At 72.5% G+C, this 19909-nt stretch carries 19 protein-coding genes; 12 read left to right on the top strand and 7 right to left on the bottom strand.

Features of this window, described 5'->3' with window-relative positions; translation table 11 throughout:
* Positions 1-110 precede the first annotated feature (110 nt).
* Positions 111-1028 carry a glycosyltransferase family 2 protein gene (locus SREC43747_RS0107560; protein WP_152528347.1) on the bottom strand — a complete coding sequence of 306 codons (918 nt, stop codon included), beginning with the start codon at positions 1026-1028 and terminating at the stop codon, positions 111-113.
* A gap of 58 nt (positions 1029-1086) precedes the next feature.
* On the opposite strand from SREC43747_RS0107560, the gene SREC43747_RS0107555 reads away from it, so the two are divergent.
* From SREC43747_RS0107555 to SREC43747_RS0107545, 3 genes are read left to right on the top strand one after another with little or no spacing between them, the layout of a single operon-like run.
* A complete protein-coding gene (locus SREC43747_RS0107555) occupies positions 1087-2199 on the top strand; it encodes a glycosyltransferase family 4 protein (protein ID WP_029720554.1) in 1113 nt (370 codons plus the stop codon).
* A gap of 53 nt (positions 2200-2252) precedes the next feature.
* A complete protein-coding gene (locus SREC43747_RS0107550) occupies positions 2253-3404 on the top strand; it encodes a glycosyltransferase family 4 protein (RefSeq protein ID WP_029720553.1) in 1152 nt (383 codons plus the stop codon).
* 49 nt (positions 3405-3453) lie between these two features.
* Positions 3454-4326, top strand: coding sequence for a glycosyltransferase family 2 protein (locus SREC43747_RS0107545; protein ID WP_029720552.1), 873 nt, complete (start codon positions 3454-3456; stop codon positions 4324-4326).
* Here the strand turns inward: SREC43747_RS0107545 and SREC43747_RS0107540 are convergent.
* Positions 4323-4724 (bottom strand): hypothetical protein, encoded by a 402-nt coding sequence (locus SREC43747_RS0107540; protein ID WP_081722466.1) that lies wholly within the window; start codon positions 4722-4724, stop codon positions 4323-4325. The two genes, SREC43747_RS0107545 and SREC43747_RS0107540, sit on opposite strands and share 4 nt — an antisense overlap.
* 165 nt (positions 4725-4889) lie before the next feature.
* On the opposite strand from SREC43747_RS0107540, the gene manB reads away from it, so the two are divergent.
* Both manB and SREC43747_RS0107530 read left to right on the top strand, forming a co-directional pair.
* Positions 4890-5990 carry a mannose-1-phosphate guanylyltransferase gene (gene manB, locus SREC43747_RS0107535; protein ID WP_029720550.1) on the top strand — a complete coding sequence of 367 codons (1101 nt, stop codon included), beginning with the start codon at positions 4890-4892 and terminating at the stop codon, positions 5988-5990.
* Positions 5987-6898: a DNA-3-methyladenine glycosylase family protein gene (locus SREC43747_RS0107530; protein ID WP_029720549.1), complete on the top strand. Its 912-nt coding sequence runs from the start codon at positions 5987-5989 to the stop codon at positions 6896-6898. The genes manB and SREC43747_RS0107530 overlap by 4 nt, the downstream gene beginning before the upstream one ends.
* Before the next feature lies 1 nt (position 6899).
* On the opposite strand, the gene SREC43747_RS0107525 is transcribed toward SREC43747_RS0107530, so the two are convergent.
* From SREC43747_RS0107525 to SREC43747_RS0107510, 4 genes are read right to left on the bottom strand one after another with little or no spacing between them, the layout of a single operon-like run.
* Positions 6900-7439 (bottom strand): NUDIX hydrolase, encoded by a 540-nt coding sequence (locus SREC43747_RS0107525; protein ID WP_029720548.1) that lies wholly within the window; start codon positions 7437-7439, stop codon positions 6900-6902.
* Positions 7436-8776 carry a coenzyme F420-0:L-glutamate ligase gene (locus SREC43747_RS0107520; RefSeq protein WP_029720547.1) on the bottom strand — a complete coding sequence of 447 codons (1341 nt, stop codon included), beginning with the start codon at positions 8774-8776 and terminating at the stop codon, positions 7436-7438. Before SREC43747_RS0107520 ends, SREC43747_RS0107525 begins: the two co-directional genes overlap by 4 nt.
* A 23-nt stretch (positions 8777-8799) precedes the next feature.
* Positions 8800-9795 (bottom strand): 2-phospho-L-lactate transferase, encoded by a 996-nt coding sequence (cofD, locus tag SREC43747_RS0107515; RefSeq protein WP_029720546.1) that lies wholly within the window; start codon positions 9793-9795, stop codon positions 8800-8802.
* A 53-nt stretch (positions 9796-9848) separates the two neighbouring features.
* Positions 9849-10598: a site-2 protease family protein gene (locus tag SREC43747_RS0107510; protein ID WP_029720545.1), complete on the bottom strand. Its 750-nt coding sequence runs from the start codon at positions 10596-10598 to the stop codon at positions 9849-9851.
* Positions 10599-11067: 469 nt separating this feature from the next.
* Between SREC43747_RS0107510 and SREC43747_RS0107505 the strand changes: the two genes are divergently transcribed.
* Both SREC43747_RS0107505 and SREC43747_RS0107500 read left to right on the top strand, forming a co-directional pair.
* Complete coding sequence (locus tag SREC43747_RS0107505) at positions 11068-11382, top strand: WhiB family transcriptional regulator (RefSeq protein WP_051387809.1); 315 nt, start codon at positions 11068-11070, stop codon at positions 11380-11382.
* A 149-nt stretch (positions 11383-11531) separates the two neighbouring features.
* On the top strand, positions 11532-14627 hold the full coding sequence (locus SREC43747_RS0107500) for a glycosyltransferase (protein ID WP_081722465.1): 3096 nt from the start codon (positions 11532-11534) through the stop codon (positions 14625-14627).
* Here SREC43747_RS0107500 and SREC43747_RS0107495 read toward each other — a convergent pair.
* Positions 14611-15084 (bottom strand): metallopeptidase family protein, encoded by a 474-nt coding sequence (locus SREC43747_RS0107495; RefSeq protein ID WP_236623074.1) that lies wholly within the window; start codon positions 15082-15084, stop codon positions 14611-14613. The genes SREC43747_RS0107500 and SREC43747_RS0107495 overlap by 17 nt on opposite strands.
* A gap of 146 nt (positions 15085-15230) precedes the next feature.
* Between SREC43747_RS0107495 and SREC43747_RS0107490 the strand changes: the two genes are divergently transcribed.
* The 5 genes from SREC43747_RS0107490 (at position 15231) to manA (ending at position 19773) form a co-directional block, all read left to right on the top strand.
* A complete protein-coding gene (locus tag SREC43747_RS0107490) occupies positions 15231-15593 on the top strand; it encodes a DUF3499 domain-containing protein (RefSeq protein WP_201768648.1) in 363 nt (120 codons plus the stop codon).
* Positions 15594-15714: 121 nt separating this feature from the next.
* Complete coding sequence (locus SREC43747_RS0107485) at positions 15715-17064, top strand: phosphomannomutase/phosphoglucomutase (protein ID WP_029720540.1); 1350 nt, start codon at positions 15715-15717, stop codon at positions 17062-17064.
* Between the two features lie 66 nt (positions 17065-17130).
* Entirely contained in the window at positions 17131-17346 is a 216-nt protein-coding gene (locus SREC43747_RS0107480) for a Trm112 family protein (protein ID WP_029720539.1), read from the top strand.
* A gap of 7 nt (positions 17347-17353) precedes the next feature.
* On the top strand, positions 17354-18430 hold the full coding sequence (locus tag SREC43747_RS0107475) for an SIS domain-containing protein (protein WP_029720538.1): 1077 nt from the start codon (positions 17354-17356) through the stop codon (positions 18428-18430).
* Positions 18431-18531: 101 nt separating this feature from the next.
* Entirely contained in the window at positions 18532-19773 is a 1242-nt protein-coding gene (gene manA, locus SREC43747_RS0107470) for a mannose-6-phosphate isomerase, class I (protein WP_029720537.1), read from the top strand.
* Positions 19774-19909: the final 136 nt, after the last annotated feature.

The following is a 19909-nucleotide window of genomic DNA, read 5'->3' as shown; positions in this document are numbered from 1 at the left end:
AAAAACCGCCCCCGATCCGCGAGCCACTTCGCTCGGTGCTCACCCGATCACTTTCCGTGCTCGACCCCCGGGGGCGGAGCGAGCACAGTGGACAGCGCTGCGGGTGCGCGTCAGCGGCCGGCCCACTCCCGCCACACCCGCCACCGGGACAGCCCGGCCCACCGCCCGATGCGGCGGCGGGCGGCCAGCGCCATCGGCAACCCGAGGAGCACTTCGACCAGCACCCGCAACCGCAAGCCGGTGCGGAAGTTCGCGGCCGCGGGGACGTTCCGCCGGAACGGCAGCACCGCCGTCAGCGCCGCGAAACGGCCCAGCTCGCGCAGCGCCACCGCACCCGGTGCGCAGCGCACCAGCATGAGCAGCCGGTTGCGCTCGTTCCAGCGGTGGAACCGGGCGGAACCCGGTCGCGAACTCCTCCCGTGCAAATGCGTCGCCCGAGCCGTCGGAACGGTGGTGATCCGCCAGCCGGCCAGCCGGAGCCGCCACGAGGTGTCGGTGTCCTCGTAGTAGCAGAAGAACCGGGCCGGAACGCCCCCGGCGGAGCGCAGCGCCGCGGTGCGCAGCAGCACCGCGCCACCGCAGAACCCGAACACCGCCCGGTCGGCTTCGGTCACGTCGGCGCCGTGGCCGAGACCGGTCAACCGCACCCCGCGGGACTGCACTTGGCCGTCGGGGGTGCGCAGGACGGAGGTCGCCGCGGCGACGTCCGGTTGCGCGTCCAGGGCGTCTTCCAGGCTCGCCAGCCAGTGCCGCTGGGGTGCGGCGTCGTCGTTGAGCCACGCGACGTAGGGGGTGCGCACGTGCGGCAGGGCGGTCGCGATGCCACCGGCGTACCCCAGGTTCCGCGGCAGCCGCAGCACTTCCGGACGCGCCGGGTGCTCGGCCAGCACGCGCCGGGTGGCTTCGTCGGCGGCGTTGTCCACCACGATGATCCGATGTGGACGATCCTGGGTGGTGAGGGCGTCGAGGCAAGCGCCGAGGTGCGCACTGCCCCGCCAGGTCACCACGAGCACGGTGGTGCGTATCACGAGCGCCACGTTAAGCAGTGGGGGAGGGCGCCCCGCTCCGGGGTGGCAAGCTGAACCGGTGCCTGTGCTCGTCGCGATCGCCGATCAACTGCTCGCCCCGGTGCCCGGCGGAACCGGGCGCTACACCCGGGAACTGCTGCGGGCGATGGCGGCCACCGCGCCCGCCGGGTGGGAACTGGCCACCGTGGTCAGTCGCAGCGGGGACCCCGCGGCGGCCCGCATCCCCGGGGTGGCCGGCCCGCGGGTGCTGCCCCTGCCGCGGCGTGCGCTGTCCGCCGCCTGGGAGCACGGTCTTCCGCTGTGGCCGGGCGGTGACGCGGTGCACGCGATGACCCCCTTGGCGCCACCGGTGCGCAACCGGCACCTGGTGGTCACCGTGCACGACACCGTCGCCTGGACCTGTCCGCAGACGCTCACCCGGCGCGGCGCGCACTGGCACCGGAGGATGATCGCCCGCGCCGCCCGGAACGCCGCCGTGCTGGTGGTGCCGACCTCCGCGGTCGCCGCCGACCTGGCCCGGCGCCTTCCGGTCCGCGCCGCGGTGCGGGTCATCGGTGAAGGCGTGCCGGCTGCCCTGACCGCACCACCGGCGGACGCGGACGCCCGGGCGGCCCAGCTCGACCTGCCGGAGCGCTACGTGCTGGCGGTGGGGACCGTCGAGCCGCGCAAGGGATTCGACTGGTTGGTGCGGGCGATGGCCCGGCCGGAAGCGCCGGACGTGCCGCTGCTGGTCGCCGGTCGACCCGGCTGGGGGCAACTGGACCTGCAGCGGATCGCCGAGGAGAGCGGAATGGCGCAGCAGCTCCGATTGCTCGGCCCGGTCAGCGACGCGGAACTGGCGGTGCTGCTGCACCGCGCGTCCGCGCTCGCCGCGCCCAGTTTGGACGAAGGCTTCGGATTGCCGGTTGTGGAGGCGATGGCCTGCGGGGTTCCGGTGGTGCACTCGGACGCGCCGGCGCTGGTCGAAGTCGCCGGCGGAGCGGGCTCGGTGGTCCCGCGGACGGATCCGGCGGCGCTGGCGGTCGCTCTGCGGACCGCGGTCGAAGACCGGGAACGCCGCAACGAAATGATTACTGCCGGTTATCGCAGAGCTGGTCAATTCAGCTGGGAGAAGGCAGCGAAGCAGGTCTGGGAGCTGCACCAGGAGATCGCGGAGTCACCAAGACTGTAACTTTTCACTCGAACCGGCAACAGACGTCGTCGGATGCCTCGTACTCTGCTCAAGTGCACAAAGGGGAGCCGCACGTTCTCATCGATGCCACCGCAGTACCGGCGGACCGCGGGGGAGTCGGACGGTACATCGACTCGCTGATCGCCGCGCTCGACGTGGACGGTGCGCGCATCAGCGTGGTCTGCCAACTCCGCGACGTCGAGCTGTACCGCTCGATCGCGCCGAACACCGCAGTGCTCGCCGCCAGCGAGACGATCGCCACCCGGACCGCCCGGCTGACCTGGGAACAGACCACCCTGCCCCGGATCGTGCGGCGATTGGGGGTGGACGTGGTGCATTCCCCGCACTACACCACGCCGCTGGTCAATCCGGCCGCCTCGGTGGTCACCCTGCACGACGCGACCTTCTTCACCCACCCGAAGCTGCACTCCCCGGTCAAAGCCGCCTTCTTCCGCACCTGGACGCGCACCGCGCTGCGACGGGCCACGCTGTGCGTCGTGCCCAGCAACGCCACCGCGGCCGAACTGGCGCGCATCGTGCCCGGCGCCAACACCCCGCTGCAGGTCATGTACCACGGGGTGGACCCGGAGCGGTTCCACCCGCCGACCCCGGAAGAAGTCCAGGCGGTGCGCGAGCGGCTCGGGCTGGACGACCAGCGCTACGTGGCCTTCCTCGGCGCCCTGGAACCGCGCAAGAACGTGCCGGCGCTGATCCGCGGCTTCGCCCTGGCCTGCCAACGCCGCCAGGACTCCCCCGCCCTGGTGCTGGCCGGGCAGCCAGGCTGGGACACCCAGGTGGAGCAGGCCCTGGCCGAGGTGCCGCACCGGATCCGCGTGATCCGGGCCGGGTACCTGCCGTTCCGGATGCTCTCCGGCTTCCTCGGCGGGGCCGACGTGGTGGCCTACCCCAGCTTGGGGGAGGGGTTCGGGCTTCCCGTGCTGGAAGCCATGGCCTGCGGGGCGGCGGTGCTGACCACCAGGCTGCTGAGCCTGCCCGAGGTCGGTGGGGACGCGGTCGCCTACTGCGGGACCACGGTCCAGGACATCGCGGCCGGCCTCGGTGAACTGCTCGACGACCCGGCCCGCCGAGCGGCCCTGGCGACCGCGGCCCAGCTGCGCGCCAAGGAGTTCTCCTGGGCGGCTTGCGCCGCGCAGCACCGGGAGGCCTACGACCGGGCCTGGCGCCTGCACCGCGACCGACGGTAACCGGGAGGCCTGCCGAGCGCGACGAACCGGTTCGGCAGAATGTGGCGGCGTGACCGACCCGCGCAGCTACGGTGATGAAGTCGCCGTCGTCCTCGTGACCTATTCGCCTGGTGAACTGCTCGACCGCCAGCTGGACTCGCTGGAGAAGGCGACCCGGCGCGACGTCCAGGTGATCCTCGCCGACAACGGGTCCACCGATGGCGTCCCGGAGAAAGCCGCCGCCGAGCGGGAGAACGTCCGCTTCGTCCCCACCGGCGGAAACCTCGGCTACGGCAGCGGAGCCAACCGCGGAGTGGCCGAGCTGAGCTCGGACTACGGCTGGGTGGTGGTGGCCAACCAGGACCTGGAGTGGCGACCCGGCTCCCTCGACGAGCTGCTGGCGGCCACCGACCGCTGGCCCCGGGGCGGTGCTTTCGGCCCGCTGATCCGCGAAGTCACCGGGGAGGTCTACCCCTCGGCCCGGTTGCTGCCGTCGCTGGGCCGCGGCATCGGGCACGCCCTGCTGTGCGGGATCTGGCCGACGAACCCGTGGACCCGCGCCTACCAGCAGGCCACGGCGGAGATCACCGAACGCCCCGCGGAATGGCTCTCCGGGGCTTGCTTGCTGCTGCGGCGGGAAGCGTTCGACTCGGTCAACGGCTTCGACCCGCGCTACTTCATGTACTTCGAAGACGTCGACCTGGGGGACCGGCTCGGCCGGGCAGGGTGGCGCAACGTGTACGTGCCCTCCGCCGAAGTGGTGCACATCGGGGGAACGGCGACCGAGCGGGCCTCCGCCCGGATGCTCACCGAACACCACCGCAGCGCCTACCGCTACCTCGCCGACCGCTACCGCGGACCGGTGTGGGGGCCGCTGCGGCTGGCGCTGCGGGTCGGACTGGGGCTGCGGGCCCAGCTCCTGACCCGCAAAGCCCGCAGTTAGCGCCCCGGTGCGCGCCGGTCCGGCGGCACGTTGGGCTGCGGCCCGGCGGGACCGAACTCGTTCGGGTTGAGCGCCGCCTGGAACCGGTTGGGCCGCGACGCGTCCTGGTCGTGGTTCTCGGTCGGCCAGTTCAACTGCTCCGGTTCCTGCTGCGCCTGGGAACGAGGCGGCTGCTGCTGGTGCGGAGCAGGTGGCTGGCCGGGCTGCTGCGGGTGCCCGGGCCTGGCGATCGCCTGGGTCGGCTGCTGCTGCCGCTCGTCGACACTGCGGACGACCTCTCGTGGGATACGCACGGTGTTGGCATCCATCGGCGAGGTGGCGTTGTCCGGGGTGACGACGAAAGCGCCTCGTGCCCGCGCACGAGCAAGTGCTTCGTCGGCTCGTTGACGCGGGTCCATAAAGATGACCTCTCAGTCCTTCGCCGGTCGGTGGTCCGCTGGACGTCGGCACGTGTCGGCCCGCTCGCCGGGCCGCCTAGGCTCCATTATGACGTCACCCTTGCAAGGGTATTCCGCCCAAGGGGTTTTCGGCAGAGAAGTTCGGAGAGTAAAGGAGCGACGCTGATGTCCGCCGACGAACAGGCCGCGCATCAGCCGTTGGCGGCCGATGCTGTGGTGCTGGTAGGGGGCCAGGGGATGCGGTTGCGTCCGCTGACGCTGTCAGCGCCGAAGCCGATGCTCCCCACCGCGGGGGCGCCGTTCCTGAGCCACCTGCTGTCCCGCATCCGGCAGGCGGGCATCGAGCACGTGGTGCTCGGAACCTCCTACAAGGCGGAGGTCTTCGCCGAGCACTTCGGGGACGGTGCGGAGTTCGGACTGGAGCTGGAGTACGTGGTCGAGGACCAGCCGCTGGACACCGCGGGGGCGATCCGCAACGTGGCCGACCGGCTCCGCCACGACGACGTGCTGGTCTTCAACGGCGACATCCTGTCCGGCGTGGACTTGCGGGAACTGGTGCACACGCACCGCAAGACCAGCGCCGATGTGACTTTGCACCTGGTGAAGGTGGACGATCCGCGGCGGTTCGGGTGCGTCCCGACCGACGCCGAGGGCAGGGTGACCGCATTCCTGGAGAAGACCGACGACCCGCCGGTCGACCAGATCAACGCCGGCTGCTACGTCTTCCGGCGCGAAGTGGTCGACCGCATCCCCGCCGGGCGCCCGGTCTCGGTGGAGCGGGAGACCTTCCCCCAGCTGCTGGAATCCGGTGCCCGCATCCAGGGCTACGTCGACCAGTCCTACTGGCTGGACGTCGGCACCCCCGGCGCGTTCGTCCGCGGCTCGGCCGACCTGGTGCTGGGGGCGGTGCCCTCGAGCGCGCTGCCGGGCGAGCCCGGGCCGGCGCTGGTCCTCGACGGTGCCGCCGTCGCCGACACCGCCCAGTTGGCCGCGGGGACCACGGTCGGCGCCGGCTGCACCGTGGCGGACGGGGCCCGGGTGACCGGTTCGGTGCTGTTCGACGAGGTCCAGGTGGGGCCGGAGGCGGTGATCGAGAACTCGGTCGTCGGCACCGGAGCGGTGATCGGCGCCGGCGCCGTGCTGCGCGACGCGGTGATCGGGGACGGCGCGGTCGTCGGTGCCGGTTGCGAACTGCTGGCCGGTGCGCGGCTGTGGCCGGGCGTGCGGCTGCCCGACGGCGGACTGCGCTTCTCGGCGGGCGCATGACCGAGCGCACCCGCACCTGGCGTCCCGGTTTCGACCTGGACCTGCGGCACGTGCTGGCACCGCTGCAGCGCGGCAGCGGGGACCCGGCGCTGCGGGTGGCGCCGGACGGGACGTTCTGGCTGGCCCGCACCACCGGCAGCGGGCCGGCCACGCTCCGACTGCACCGCAGCCCCACCGGCGAGGTCAACGCGACGGCCTGGGGGGATGGCGCTGCGGAGGCGCTCGACGCGCTGCCGGACCTGCTCGGGGCCGCCGACGACGACCGCGATTTCGTCCCGGTGCACGAGGTGGTGCGCCGCGGTCGGCGAGCCGCTCGCGGACTGCGGTTGTGCTCCTGCCAACGGGTGTGGGACGTGCTGCTGGCCGCGGTGCTGGAGCAGAAGGTGGCCTGCCGGGAGGCCTGGCGCAGCTGGCGAGAGCTGTGCTGGCGGTTCGGCACCCCCGCACCCGGGCCGGCGCCGCGCGGGCTGCGCGTGCCACCCGGACCGCAGCAGGTGCGGGCGATCCCCTCCTGGGAGTGGCACCGCGCCGGGGTGGACGGCTCCCGCCGGCGCACCCTGCAGGCGGCGGCCGCGGTCGCCAGCAGCCTGGAACGGGCGGTCTCCCGCGGCGGGGAAGCCGGCCGGAGGTTGCTGCAGCAGGTGCCGGGCATCGGCCCGTGGACGGCAGCGGAAGTGGCGCAGCGGGCCTGGGGCGACCCGGACGCGGTCAGCGTCGGGGACTACCACCTGCCGACCCTGGTCGGCACCGCACTGCTGGGGCACCCGGTGGACGACGCGGAAATGCTGCGCGCGTTGGAGCCCTACCGGGGGCAACGGCACCGCGCGGTGCGCTACCTCAAAGCGGCCGGAATCCGCCGGGCCCGGTTCGCCCCGCGGCTGCCCGTCCGGGACTACCGCGCGTTCTGACTCAGCCCAGGCGCGGCCGGACCGCTTCGAGCAGCGGGCCGAGATCGGTGTCCGCCGGCAGCGAATCCACCGGCCACCAGCGCAGATCCACCGATTCCGCGCTGCGCTGGGGCTCCGCTCCCCGCGGGGCGCGGATGAGGAACCGGACGTCGAAGTGCCGGGTCGGCTTGCCCAGCGAGCACGTGATCGGGTGCACGTCCAGGTGGGCCGGTTCGGGATCGAGCACCAGGCCCTCGATCCCGGATTCCTCGGTGGCCTCCCGCAGCGCGGCACCGGCCAGTGTGGAGTCCGCTCGTTCGCAGTGACCGCCGAGCTGCAGCCACCGGCCCACCCGCGGGTGCAGGGTGAGCAGCACCCGCTCGCCGGTGGAATCCACCACCACCGCCGAGGCGGTCAGGTGCCCGGGTTCGCATTCCCGCAGGCAGGCGTCCGGGCGAGCGGACAACAGGCCGAGGAACGCGTGCCGGAGCGCCTCCTGCTGCGGATCGCTCGGCTGCCAGGAGCCGAGCACTCGTTGCGCGTCCGCGTGCGGGCCGTTCACAGCTCCACCAACCCGCCGTCCAACTCCCGGGGCGGGCGCGGACCGCTCGGCTGGGCCGGGTAGCCGACGGCGACCCCGCCCAGCGGTTCCCAGTCGGCGGGCAGGTCCAGCTCCCGACGCACCACGTCCGGGCAGAACATGGTCGACGACACCCAGCACGACCCCAGGCCCTCGGCGGCCAGCGCCACCAGCAGGCCTTGCACGGCCGCCCCGCCGGCCACCGTGAACATCTGCCGCTCGGCGGTGCTGCGGCGCTCGTCCGGGTACTCGTGGGCGCCTTCCCGAACCAGGAACGGCAGCACCAGTTCCGGGGCCTCGTACAGCAGGTTGCCGCGGGTGACCCGGCGCTGGGCGGCCTGTTCGCCCAGCCCGTCGGCGCGGAGGTCTTCCAGCCAGGCGGTGCGCATGGTGTCCAGGAGCTTGGTGCGCAGCGCCCGGTCCCGCAGCCAGACGAACCGCACCGGCCGGGTGTGGTGCGGTGCCGGCGCGGTCAGCGCCGCCCCCACCGCGCGGCGCAGCGCCTCCTCCGGCACCGGGGTGTCGGCGAAGTCGCGCACCGAGCGGCGCAGCAGCACCGCTTCCCGGCGCCCCTGCTCGACGGCCTCCTCGGTGCCCAGCCGGAACAGGTCCTCCTCGACCGGGCGGACCAGGTCGCGAGCGGACGAACCGTCGTCCACAGTGGTCAATCCGCGCACCACGGCCACCGGGCAGGCCCCCAGCTTGCCCTTCACCAGATCGCCCGCGCCGGCGATCTCGTCGGCCACCGCCACCTCGGTGACCGCCAGCTCGTTGCCCTGGTCGTCGCGGGCGCCCGCGTAGCGGTGCAGCACCCGCAGCCCGGCGGCCCCGATCGCCACATCGGTCTGACCGACCCGCCACGCGCGGCCCATCGTGTCGCTGATCACCACGCCGACCTGCACGCCGAGCCGCTCGGCCAGGCCCTCCCGCAACCGGCGGGCCGAGGCGTCCGGGTCCTCGGGCAGCAGCGCGATCTGGTCCGCCGGCACGTTGGAAGCGTCCACCCCGGACGCGGCCTGCACGATGCCGAGCTTGTTCTGGGTGATCAGCGTGCGCTTCTTGCGGGCCAGCACCCGGACCGCCTCCTGGCGCACCAGCTCCCGGCGGAAGGCGTCCCGCTGCTGCGGGTCCCGGGGCGCGCTGACCATGCGGCCCTCCGCCTTGGAGACGATCTTGCTGGTGACCACGACGACGTCCCCGTCGCGGAGCCACGGCGCGGCCGCGGCGATGGCCGCCGCCAGGTCGTCTCCCGGGGTGAACTCGGGCAGGCCCGGCACCGCGAACACCTGGATCCCGCCCGGAGCGCCGTGATCCCTCATCGCGCCTCCTCCGAAAATCCGTCTCAACCGGCCTGCTCGGCCAGGTCGAAGGCGGCCTTGGCCATCTCCGCGGTCGCCGCCACGTCGGACATCAGCAGCGGGACGGAGCGCACCTGCACCCCCGGCACGGTGGCCGAGTCGTCGGTGTGCACCAGCCAGCCGTCGAGGATGCCGGTGCTGTCCTGCTTGCGGGAGCCGTAGTGGCGGGCGACCGCCTCCGCCGTGCTGTCCACCCCGATCGCCGCCAGGCAGGCGTCGGCCATCCCGCGCAGCGGACGTCCGCCGATGATGGGGGACAGGCCGACCACCGGGGCCGGGGAGTTCCGCAGCGCCTCCCGGAAGCCGGGCACCGCCAGCAGGGTTCCGATGCTCACCACCGGGTTCGACGGGGCGACCAGCACCACGTCGGCCTCGGCCAGCGCGTTCCGCACCGGCTCGCACAGCTCGGCCTCCTCGGCGCCGACCGGCACGATCGCGTGCGCCGGGGGCTTCGCCTGGTAGCGCACCCACCACTCCTGGAAGTGGACCGCGCGCGGGTCGCCCGTCTCCGGATCCTCGATGGCGACGTGGGTCTCCACCCGGTCGTCGGTGACGGGCAGCAGCCGCACCCCGGGACGCCACCGGTCGCACAGCGCCTCGGTCACCGCCGACAGCGGGTAGCCGGCCCGCAGCATCCGCGAGCGCACCAGGTGCGTGGCGATGTCCCGGTCGCCCAGCCCGAACCAGGTCGGGTCCGCCCCGTACGCGGCCAGTTCCTCCTTGACCGACCAGGTCTCGTCCTGCCGGCCCCAGCCCTTGTCGGGATCGATCCCTCCGCCCAGGGTGTACATGCAGGTGTCCAGGTCCGGGCACACCCGCAGCCCGTGCAGCCAGATGTCGTCACCGACGTTGACCACCGCGGTGACCTCGTGCTCCGACGGTTGTTCCGGTTCGCCAACCGCGGGCATGCCCAGTGCTGCTTTGACGCCCAGCAGGAACCTGGCGCCGCCGACTCCGCCGACCAGAACTACGACCTTCACAGCTCCCGATCCTCGCACGGTGCCGCCTCGGCCCCGCTACCTGCCCGCGCAGATCACTGCCAGAACCGGAACAGCGCCGCTCCCTGCAGGGCCGCCGCGGAATCACCGCCGACCGCGCTGAAGACCAGGTAGGCCAGCCCGAAGAAGACCGACCCCACCACGGGAACGCCGATCAGCACCAGGAACAGCACCAGCGGAGCCCACGGCCGGGCCTTCTCGCCGAACAGGCGGGCCTGCGGCGACAACCACGGCTCGATCGCCCCGTACCCGTCCAGCCCCGGGATCGGCAGCACGTTCAACACGAAAGCGATGACCTGCAGGAAGGCCAGGTACGACAGACCGGCGGCCAGTCCGATCGGCATCGGCAGGGTGGCCACGGCCGCGGCCAGCAGCATGCCCAGCGCCAGGTTCATCAGCGGGCCCGCCAAGGACACCAGCGACTCCGCGCGGCGGGACCGCAGCGCGGCGCGGTTGATCCAGACCGCCCCGCCCGGCAGCGGGATGCCGCCGATGGCCACGAAGATCAGCGGGAGCACGATGCTGAGCCCCACATCGGTGTAGCGCCGCGGGTCGAGCGAGAGGTAGCCCTTGGCCTGCACCGACCAATCCCCGTTGCGGTAGGCGGTGAAGGCGTGGCCCCACTCGTGCAGGCACAGGGAGGTCGCCCACCCGCCGAGCACGAGCAGCACGACCCCGGCGATGCGGGCGGCATTGCTCTCCAGCGCGGCCAGCGCTCCGCCGAGCACCGTCGCGCCCAGCAGGGCCAGGAACACCGGACTGACTCTGGTCACCGTTGGTCTCACAACCGCCAGTGTCCCCGTTTTCGAACTGCCAAGTGCTGCGGCTGGTGGTATTCATTGATCAAGCACCGACCGTGCGGACAAAAGGAGCAGTCGGGCGAAGCAGAACACACTCGGTTAGCGGTGTTCCGAGCACTGCGATCGCTCTTGTCCCTCTACGGAAGGTCTTCACTTGACCACAAGGAGCTACGCATGTGTAATCACAGCAATGTCATTCCGCCGCGCCAATGACCGGGTTGTGCCGTCGGCCGCCGGGATCGCGCTGCAATTGGCCGGGGAAGTAATGCCCGGCCGGAATTTCCGGTCGATCAAGCTCGCACCGATTGTGGACGGGCGGTCGACGACGGCCTTGCCGTCGGCTAGCGGGCACCCGCAATAAAACCGGCACCGGGTGCCCGCGGGTAAATGGAGTGCGTCCTGTTCCGGTCCTGGGGAGGGCCGGGAGAACGGGAAGAATCGGGGGAGTCTGGACATGTGGGAGTCGAAAGAGGGACTTGTTGCTGAGCGGGGGAACGTACAGGTAGCGGAGTTCGACATCTTTTCCCAGCTGTTCGACCTCACTCAGGAAGAACAGGACTGGCAGGAACGCGCACTGTGCGCGCAAACCGATCCAGAAGCGTTTTTCCCAGAAAAAGGTGGTTCCACTCGCGAGGCAAAACGGATTTGCGCCGGCTGCGAGGTGCGCGCCGAATGCCTCGAGTACGCGCTGGAAAACGACGAGCGTTTCGGAATCTGGGGTGGTCTGTCCGAAAGGGAGCGACGCAAGCTCAAGCGGCGCGCCGGATAATTGTGGACCGGCCAATGCGCGGCTGTCGCCAACCGCAGTTGCCGGGCTGATCGCAAGTCGTCGGCTCGACGGCCTCCCGCTCGGCCTCCCGGTCAGTCATCATGGCTGGCACCGATGTCCGGTGATGATCACAGCGGGTGGGAGGAACATTGGCCGCGACCGCGCCGGTGCTCGCAGTACTGCTCTGCCGAGGCGGCGGGCAGCGGCTGCCACGTCTGCTCTCCGCGCTCGCCGAACTGGCCGTCCGGCCCGAACGCGTGATCGCGGTCCATCCCCAGAACTGCTCAGCCACCGCCGAGCTGCTGGAAAAAGCGCAGGCCGATGAGCTGATCGACGAAGTGGTGCCGCTGGCCGACCTGGACGAGCCGCTGGCCGGGGTGGACTCGGCGCTCCGCGCCGCCGACGCGGTTCCGAGCTGGTCGTGGCTGCTCACCGAGGACAGCGTTCCCGAACCCGACTGCCTGGCGGAGCTGCTGCGGGCCGCCGAGGAGCACCCGGACGCGGCGATGCTCGGTCCGCTCGGGTTGGACCTGGGCGATCCGCGGTTCGTCACCGACGCCGGGCTGTCCAGCGACACCTGCGGGCGCCGGCGGACCTGCTTGCGTCCGTCCGAACTGGACCCCGCGGTGACCGGTGCTCCCGTCGCGGTGACCGGCGTTCTCGCGGTCCCGGCGGCGGGCGCCCTGCTGCGCACCAGCGTCTTCTCCGAGCTGGGCGGGTTCGACGGCACCACCGACGCCGAGGTCGACCTGGGGTGGCGGATGAACTCCGCCGGCCACCGCGTGCTGGTGGTGCCCACCGCCCGGCTGCTGCGGAGCGGACCACCGCGGGGCCCCGCCGCTCGCCGCGCGGAGCTCCGCACCTTCCTGCTCAACGCCGCACCACTGGCCTTCGCCGCGGGGATCGCGCGGTTCCTGCTGCTGAGCCTGCTGCGCGCCGCCCGCGGCGCTGCGCTGCGCCAGTGGCGGGCGGCCGCGGCCGAGCTGGCGCTGGCCGGCAACCTCCTCGCCGGACGGTTGCGGTTGCGGGCCGCTCGGCGAGCTCGCCGAGCCGCAGCCCCCGACCGGCGGAGCGTCCGCGGGCTGCTGGTCGGCCGCGCTGCACTGCTGCGCCTCGGACTGCAACGCGCGCTCGCCCGGTTCCTCCACCAGCGCATCGAGCAGGACTTGCGGTCCGGCCGCGAACCCGCGGCGCAGCTCGTCCCCGCCGAGCCGCCGCGGACCACGCGCACCGGCCCGGAACTGCGCCGCGGCCGCCCCGGAGTGGGCGGACCGGTGCCGGTCGTGGTGGCGGCGCCGGAGGAGGTCGACGCGCCGCGGGCCAAACCCGCGCCCGCCCCGGCCGGGCCCGGTCCGCTGTGGCTGGTGCGGGTGGACGGCCGGCGGGCCCTCCGGGAACTGCTGCTGGCGCCACCGGTGCTGCTGGTGGTCCTGCTGGTCGGGTTCGCCCTGCTGGTCAACTCGGCCCGGCTGGGCGCGGACCTGGCGGGCGGGAGGCTGCTGCCGGTGGCCGACCTGGCCACCACGTGGCAGGACTACCTGGCGGCCTGGCACCCGGTCCACGGTGGAACCACCGCCCCGGCCTCCCCGGCGCTGCTGGTGCTGGCCCTGGCGGGCACCGTGCTCGGCGGACCGGCCGCGGTGGCGGCGGTGGTGCTGCTCGCGCACGCCCCGCTGGCCGGGTTGACCGCCTACCTGGCCGCTCGATCGTTGCGCGCGCGCCCGGTGCTCCGCGCCGCGGTCGCCGCGGCCTACGCGGTGCTGCCCGCCGCGGTGCTGTCGTCCGGGGAAGGCCGGCTGGACGTCGCAGTCCCGCACGTCCTGCTGCCGCCGCTGCTGGCCGGGCTGGCCGCGGTGCTGGGGATCGGCCGCAGCAGCGACCAGTGGCTGAGCACCGCCTGCGGCACCGCGCTGGGCATGGCGGTGCTGGGGGCGTTCTCCCCGCAACTGCTGGTCCTGCTGGTCGGGCTCGCGGTGATCGGGTTCGTCCTCACCTCCGGCCGCCCGCACCAGCCGCGCCGGCGACTGGCCGGCCTGGCCGCGGTGGTGGTGCTGCCGGTGGCGTGCCTGCTGCCCTGGCCGGTGACGCTGCTGGAGCACCCGCAACACCTGCTGCACGGGTTCGGAGCGCGCGCTGCCGAGCCCGGGGCCGGTCCGTGGCTGCTGGCGTTGAGCCCGGACGGATCACCGGCCAGCTGGACCGGCGGGGTGCTGGTGGTCGCGGCGCTGGCCGCGCTGGCCGTGGCCCCGTCGCGGCGCATGCTGCCCGGGCTGGTGGTGGCCGGTGCCGGACTGGGCGCAGCCGCGGTGGTGACCTCGATCAGCGCCCAGCCGGTGAGCGGCGGCCCCAGCAGCCCCGGTTGGGCCGGCGGTCCGCTGGTGCTGGCCGCCGCTGGGTTGTGCTGGGTGTGCCTGGCCGCCGGGGAACCCCGCCGCGGCGTTCCGCGCCGGATCGCGGTCCCCGCGGTGGTCGTCGGCCTGGCCGGGCTCTGCATCGGTGGCGCGTTGGCCGGCAAGTCTGGGCCGCTGGGGCCGCGCCCCGCCACGCCCCGGCTGCCGGGCACCGCACTGGTCGTCGACCCCGGGCCAGCTCGACTGGTCCCCGAGGGCTGGCCGCGGTTCGGAGCCGACGACCTGGCGCCGACCAGCAGCGCGGTGGCCTGGTCGCAGCGCCTGGACCGGCAGCTGCGCTCCGGCGACCCCCAGCAGGTGCGCACCGCGCTGGCGGCCGCGGCGGCCCGCGGCGCCGAGTTCGTGGTGGTGCGGGACCCGGGTGACGTCCTGCGGGTGGCGGGGGACCTGGTGGCCGAACACGGCAGCACGGGCGACGGGCGCACCGCCCTGCGACTGCAGCGGCCAGGCAGCCCCGTGGCGCTGCTGGGGCCCGACCTGGCCCGCAAAGCGCGTTCCGAACCCGCCCCGGACCCGCGGGACCGCCCCTTGGAGGTGCCGGCCGACTTGCCGAACGTGTCGGTGTGGGTCTCCGACGGGGGAGCCGGCCGAGCCCTGGTGCTGGCCACCGAGAACGAACCCGGGTGGCGGGCCTGGGTCGACGGTCGGGAAGCCCCGCTGGCCACCGCGTGGGGCAACCAGCTCGCGGTTCCGCTGCCGCAGCGCGCCAGCGAGGTGCGGATCGGCTACACCGAAGCCCCGCGCACCGCGCTGCTGGTCCTGCAGGCCGCCGTCGTCCTGTTCACCGCGGTCGCCGCGCTGCCGCTGCGCGGTCGCGCTACAGGCCGTCGATGACGTCGGGGTCCAGCCCCAGGTAGGCCGCCACCTGCTCGACCAGCACGTCGTGCAGCAGGTCGGCCATGTCGGTGCCGTCCCTGGCCCGGGCTTCCAGCGGTCGCCGGTACAGCACGATCCGGGCTCGGGTCGGCAGGCCGCGCCGATCCACCCCGGCCGGCACCAAGCGGGCGAGGGGGACGTTGGCGTCCACCACCACGTCGTCGTCCCACACCAGGTTTTCCGGGGAAGCGGTCTCCACCTCCGGAACCTCGTCGACGGCCACGTCGAGCTGGGTCAGTTCGGCGTGCCAGCGCTGTTCGATGGGTTCCAGCGCCTCCAGCACCATCGCGTCGAAGCGCTCCGAACGGCTGCGGGCCACCGGCATCGACGACGGGTACAGCGGCCCGCGCAGTCCACGGCCTCGACGATCACGTCTGGTGCGGCCGCGATGCCGGGTTCTGCGAGCGGTAGCCACGGGGGTGAGGGTACGCCCTCCCGGGCACCACCGGGTCAACCGCCGCCAGGTGTTTTCCCGGTTGCCCGAGTGCCATTTAGATCACCTTGGCCATCGTTTCCGCGTGCCTGCGGCGCGCTGCCGGCAAGGAGCGCTATCGTGCTTTCGTGCGGAGCGTGAGGCGTTGCTCGCGAACGGGGTGTACGAACCCGGCTGTCGCCACGCTCACTTATGCCTATGCGGACTCCACCGCGGTCGTCGGCCCGTTGGCCACGTATGCCGAGCCGCACAGCTACGACCTTTGCGAAACCCATGCGTTGCGACTCACCGTGCCCAAGGGCTGGGAGGTTGTCCGGTACGAAGGCGAGTTCGCCCCGGCCGTTCCCTCCGACGACGATCTGACCGCGCTGGCCGAGGCAGTGCGTGAGGCGGGCCAGCAGCCGGACCGTCCGGTCATCGGTGAAGAGCTGCCCGACGGCGGGATTCGCCGCGGGCATCTCCGGGCGCTGCCCGATCCGGCCGATGAATGACCTCCGGCACAGGGGGCATCGTGATGAACAGCTCGGTAGCGTCCGGCAGCCACAACTGGCCCCTGATCGCCGGTAGGCTTCATCCCACATCGTGCTGATGCCAGTTTGGGGAGGGTGCAGCGTGCGGGACCTGTCCGGGATCGTCAAGGCGTACGACATCCGCGGGGTGGTCGGTGACGAGCTTGACGCTGACGTCGTGCGTGAGGTCGGTGCTGCTTTCACCCGTCTGGTGGGCGGTCCTGCGGTGGTCGTCGGCCACGACATGCGGGAGTCGTCGCCGCAGCTGGTGGAGGCCTTCGCCGAGGGCGTGACCGGCCAGGGCGTCGACGTGGTCAACATCGGCCTGGCCAGCACGGACATGCTCTACTTCGCCTCCGGCTGGCTGGAGCTGCCCGGTGCCATGTTCACCGCCAGCCACAACCCGGCCCAGTACAACGGCATCAAGCTGTGCCGGGCCGGTGCTGCGCCGATCGGGCAGGACAGCGGCCTTTCCGAGATCAAGGAACTGGTCGCGCACGGGGTGCCCGAGTTCCTCGGGGCCAAGGGCTCGGTCTCGCACCGGGAGATGGTCACCGAGTACGCCCAGTACCTGCGCAACCTGGTGGACCTGTCCGGGATCCGCCCGCTGAAGATCGTGGTGGACGCCGGCAACGGGATGGCCGGGCGCACCGTGCCCACCGTCTTCGACGGCCTGCCGATCGAAGTGGTGCCGATGTACTTCGAGCTGGACGGCACCTTCCCGAACCACGAGGCGAACCCGCTGGACCCGGCCAACCTGGTGGACCTGCAGGAGAAGGTCCGGGAGGTGGGGGCCGACGCGGGCCTGGCCTTCGACGGGGACGCCGACCGCTGCTTCGTGGTCGACGAGAACGCCGCCCCGGTGTCGCCCAGCGCGATCACCGCGCTGGTCGCGGTCCGGGAGCTGGGCAAGGAGCCGGGCGGCACGATCATCCACAACCTGATCACCTCGAAGGCGGTTCCGGAGATCGTCACCGAGCACGGCGGCAAGCCGGTCCGCACCCGGGTCGGCCACTCGTTCATCAAGCAGACGATGGCCGAGACCGGAGCGGTGTTCGGCGGGGAGCACTCGGCGCACTACTACTTCCGCGACTTCTGGCGGGCCGACTCCGGCATGCTGGCCGCCATGCACGTCCTGGCCGCCCTGGGCGAGCAGGAGCGCCCGCTGTCCGACCTGATGGCCTCCTACAGCCGGTACGTGGCTTCCGGGGAGATCAACTCCACCGTCGACGACCAGCAGGAGCGGATGCGGGCGGTCGCCGAGGCCTTCCGTGACCGGAATGGCGCTCGTATCGACGAGCTCGACGGACTTACCGTGGAACTGGCGGACGGGTCCTGGTTCAACCTCCGGCCGTCGAACACCGAACCGCTGCTCCGGTTGAACGTGGAGGCGAGGGACACTGATGCCATGACCGCGTTGCGCGACGAGGTTCTCGCGGTGGTCAGAGGGTGAAGGCCGACGTCACCGCGGCGGCCGGTACGGGCCCGGGTGCAGGCTCCGGGCCAGTTGGGAGGAAGAGTGGCCGTTGACCTGGAACCGCAGTTGCTGGAGATCCTGGCCTGCCCGTGCCCGCAGCACGCGCCGCTGCAGCCGGGACGTCCGGGAGAGCCGGAAGCGGATTTTCTGACCTGCACCTCCTGCGGCCGCAGTTTCCCCGTCCGCGACGGCATCCCGGTGCTGTTGCTGGAAGAGGCCACCGGCGGGCCAGGCGCCGATACCTCCGCTGAGGGGTGAGGTTCTGGTGCTCGACGACACGCTGTTCGACGACCCGGCCCGGTTGGCCGACGTGGATTCCCGCGGGCTGCTGCGGGGAGCTGCGCTGGCCGGGGCGCAGGTCCGGGCCGCTGTGGAGAGCGCGGCCGAAACCGGACTGGACCGGCTGGGCGAGGAGCGCCCCCGCGCCGTGCTGCTGGTGGCGCGGCCGGGAACCGCGCCGGCGGCGTGCCGCCTGCTGGCCGCGCTGGCCGGCCCGCGATGCCCGTTCCCGCTGCTGGTCACCGACGAGATCCCCACCTGGGTGGGGCCGTTGGACGTGGTGTTCGCCCACACCGACGACCTGGGCGACCACGTGCTGGCGGAGTCGGTCGCCATGGCCCGCAACCGCGGGGCATCGGTGGTCCTGACCATTCCCGACGACGGACCGGTCGCGGCCGCCGGGGCGGGCCGCGCTGAACTGCTGTCCCCGCGCGTTCCGGTTCCGCCGGAGCTCTCCTTCGCGCACGTCTTCGCCGCCGGTCTGTGCGTGCTGCAGGCGTTGGGGGTGCTGCGCACCGACACCGAGGCGCTCGCCGACGCGCTGGACCGGGAAGCGGAACGGGCCCACCCGGGGCACGAGCTGCTGGTCAACCCGGCCAAGTCGATGGCGATGCGGATGGCGGACCGGTCGGTGCTGCTGTGGGGCCTGGGGGCGATCGGCACCGCGGTGGCCGAGCACGCCGCGTTCGCGCTGGGATGCCACGCCGGGGTGCCGTGCGACACCGGTGACTACCAGCAGGCGGTGGCGAGGAGGGCCCTGCACCGGGTGGCGGTGCAGGCCGGTTCGGAAGCCGACCTGTTCGCCGATCCGGAGGAGCAGCAGACCTCGCCGCTGCGGGTCTTCTTGATCGGCACGAGTCATGACGAGCCCAGCGTGGCGGCCGAGCAGGCAGCTGCTCGGGACCTGCCGCACGCCGACCTGATCACTCCGGGCGAGTTCGTGCAAGGGGACGCGGTGCTCCGGGCGGCGGTGCTGGCCGCGCGCTTCGAGCTCACCGCCGTTTACCTGGGGCTTGCCGCCGGGACACCGGGGCCGGGCTGGCCGGCACTTGCCGTGCACTAGGGAGGAACTCGGGGTTTGCCCGGATGCGGCACGCTGCCGAGATCCGGTGTGCTTGACCAGGTTGGCACTGGCAGGCAGAAGACGAGGAAGCGAGACCGACTGTGGAGTTGCTGCGGAACGCGGTACGTCCCTATGCCTGGGGCTCGCGTACCGTTATCGCGGACCTGCTTGGCCGGCCGGTTCCTACGCCCCACCCGGAGGCGGAGTTGTGGATGGGGGCCCACCCGGGGGACCCGTCCAGGGTGGTGCGGGCCGATGGCACGGAAGTGTCGCTGCTGAGCTTGCTCACCGAAGACCCCGTCCACCACCTGGGGCAGAGCTGTTTGGAGCGCTGGGGTGGACGGCTGCCGTTCCTGTTGAAGGTGCTGGCCGCTGACGAACCGCTGAGCTTGCAAGCGCATCCTTCCGCCGAGCAGGCGGCGGAGGGGTTCGCCCGGGAGGAGCGGGCCGGGATCGCGCGCAACGCCCCCAACCGGAACTACCCCGACCCGACCGCGAAGCCGGAGTTGGTCTGCGCGCTCACCGAGTTCCACGCGCTGGCCGGCTTCCGGGAAGCGCAGCGGACGGTTCGGCTGCTGGACGAGCTGGCGGTGCCCGAGTTGCGCCCGCACCGGGACCTGCTGGCCGAGCAGCCGGACGCCAACGGGCTGCGGGCGTTGTTCACCACTTGGATCACGTTGCCGCAGCAGCGGCTGAGGGAGCTGATGCCGCAGTTGCTGGAGGCGTGCGTGGAGCACGTGCGCCAGCACGGCGAGTTCACCCTGGAATGCCGGACGGTGCTGGAGCTGGGGGAGTCCTACCCCAACGACGCGGGGGTGCTGGCGAGCCTGCTGCTGAACCGGTTGGTGCTGCAGCCGGGGGAAGCGATCTTCTTACCGGCCGGCAACCTGCACGCCTACCTGCAGGGCACCGGGGTGGAGATCCTGGCCAATTCGGACAACATCCTCCGCTGCGGGCTCACCCCCAAGTACGTGGACGTGCCGGAGCTGTTGCGGGTGCTCGACTTCTCCTGCGGGGACATGCGGATCCTCAAGGGGGAGTCGCTGGACGCGAACTTCGCCGTCTACCACACCACGGCAGCGGAGTTCGAGTTGTCCAAGCTGGAGTGGACGCCGGCGGAGTCCAGGCCGGTGACCGTGGACTCCCCGGGGCCGCAGATCTTGTTCTGCACCAAGGGGAAGGTCCGGCTGGTGAGCACCGGTCCCGAGGCCGGGCAACTGGTGCTCAACCGGGGGCAGTCGGCGTGGTTGCCGGCGGCGGATCCGGCCGTGCGGGTGTTCCCCGAGCAGCTGGACGAGTCCGGCCACGCCCAGGTCTTCCGCGCCGCGGCTGGCCATTTCTGATCCGGTTGCGGGGTGATGAGCCCCACGCGGCGGGGCCGTTCTCGAGGGCTGCCCTGCTGGTGGACCGAGTGGTGGGAAGGCGAATTCCGCCAACTACTCATTGCTTCGGATCTGTCGCCCAGCGCGTTGTTCGCGA

The sequence above is a fragment of the Saccharopolyspora rectivirgula DSM 43747 genome (assembly GCF_000497205.1).
GTDB lineage: Bacteria > Actinomycetota > Actinomycetes > Mycobacteriales > Pseudonocardiaceae > Saccharopolyspora > Saccharopolyspora rectivirgula.
This window is presented reverse-complemented; position numbering and strand designations above follow the sequence as displayed.

Coding starts and splice junctions, on each gene's coding strand:
- manB (WP_029720550.1), top strand. CDS start 4,890: ATGTCCGCCGACGAACAGGCCGCGCATCAGCCGTTGGCGGCCGATGCT.
- SREC43747_RS0107520 (WP_029720547.1), bottom strand. CDS start 8,776: ATGAGGGATCACGGCGCTCCGGGCGGGATCCAGGTGTTCGCGGTGCCG.
- SREC43747_RS0107540 (WP_081722466.1), bottom strand. CDS start 4,724: ATGGACCCGCGTCAACGAGCCGACGAAGCACTTGCTCGTGCGCGGGCA.
- SREC43747_RS0107505 (WP_051387809.1), top strand. CDS start 11,068: ATGTGGGAGTCGAAAGAGGGACTTGTTGCTGAGCGGGGGAACGTACAG.
- SREC43747_RS0107530 (WP_029720549.1), top strand. CDS start 5,987: ATGACCGAGCGCACCCGCACCTGGCGTCCCGGTTTCGACCTGGACCTG.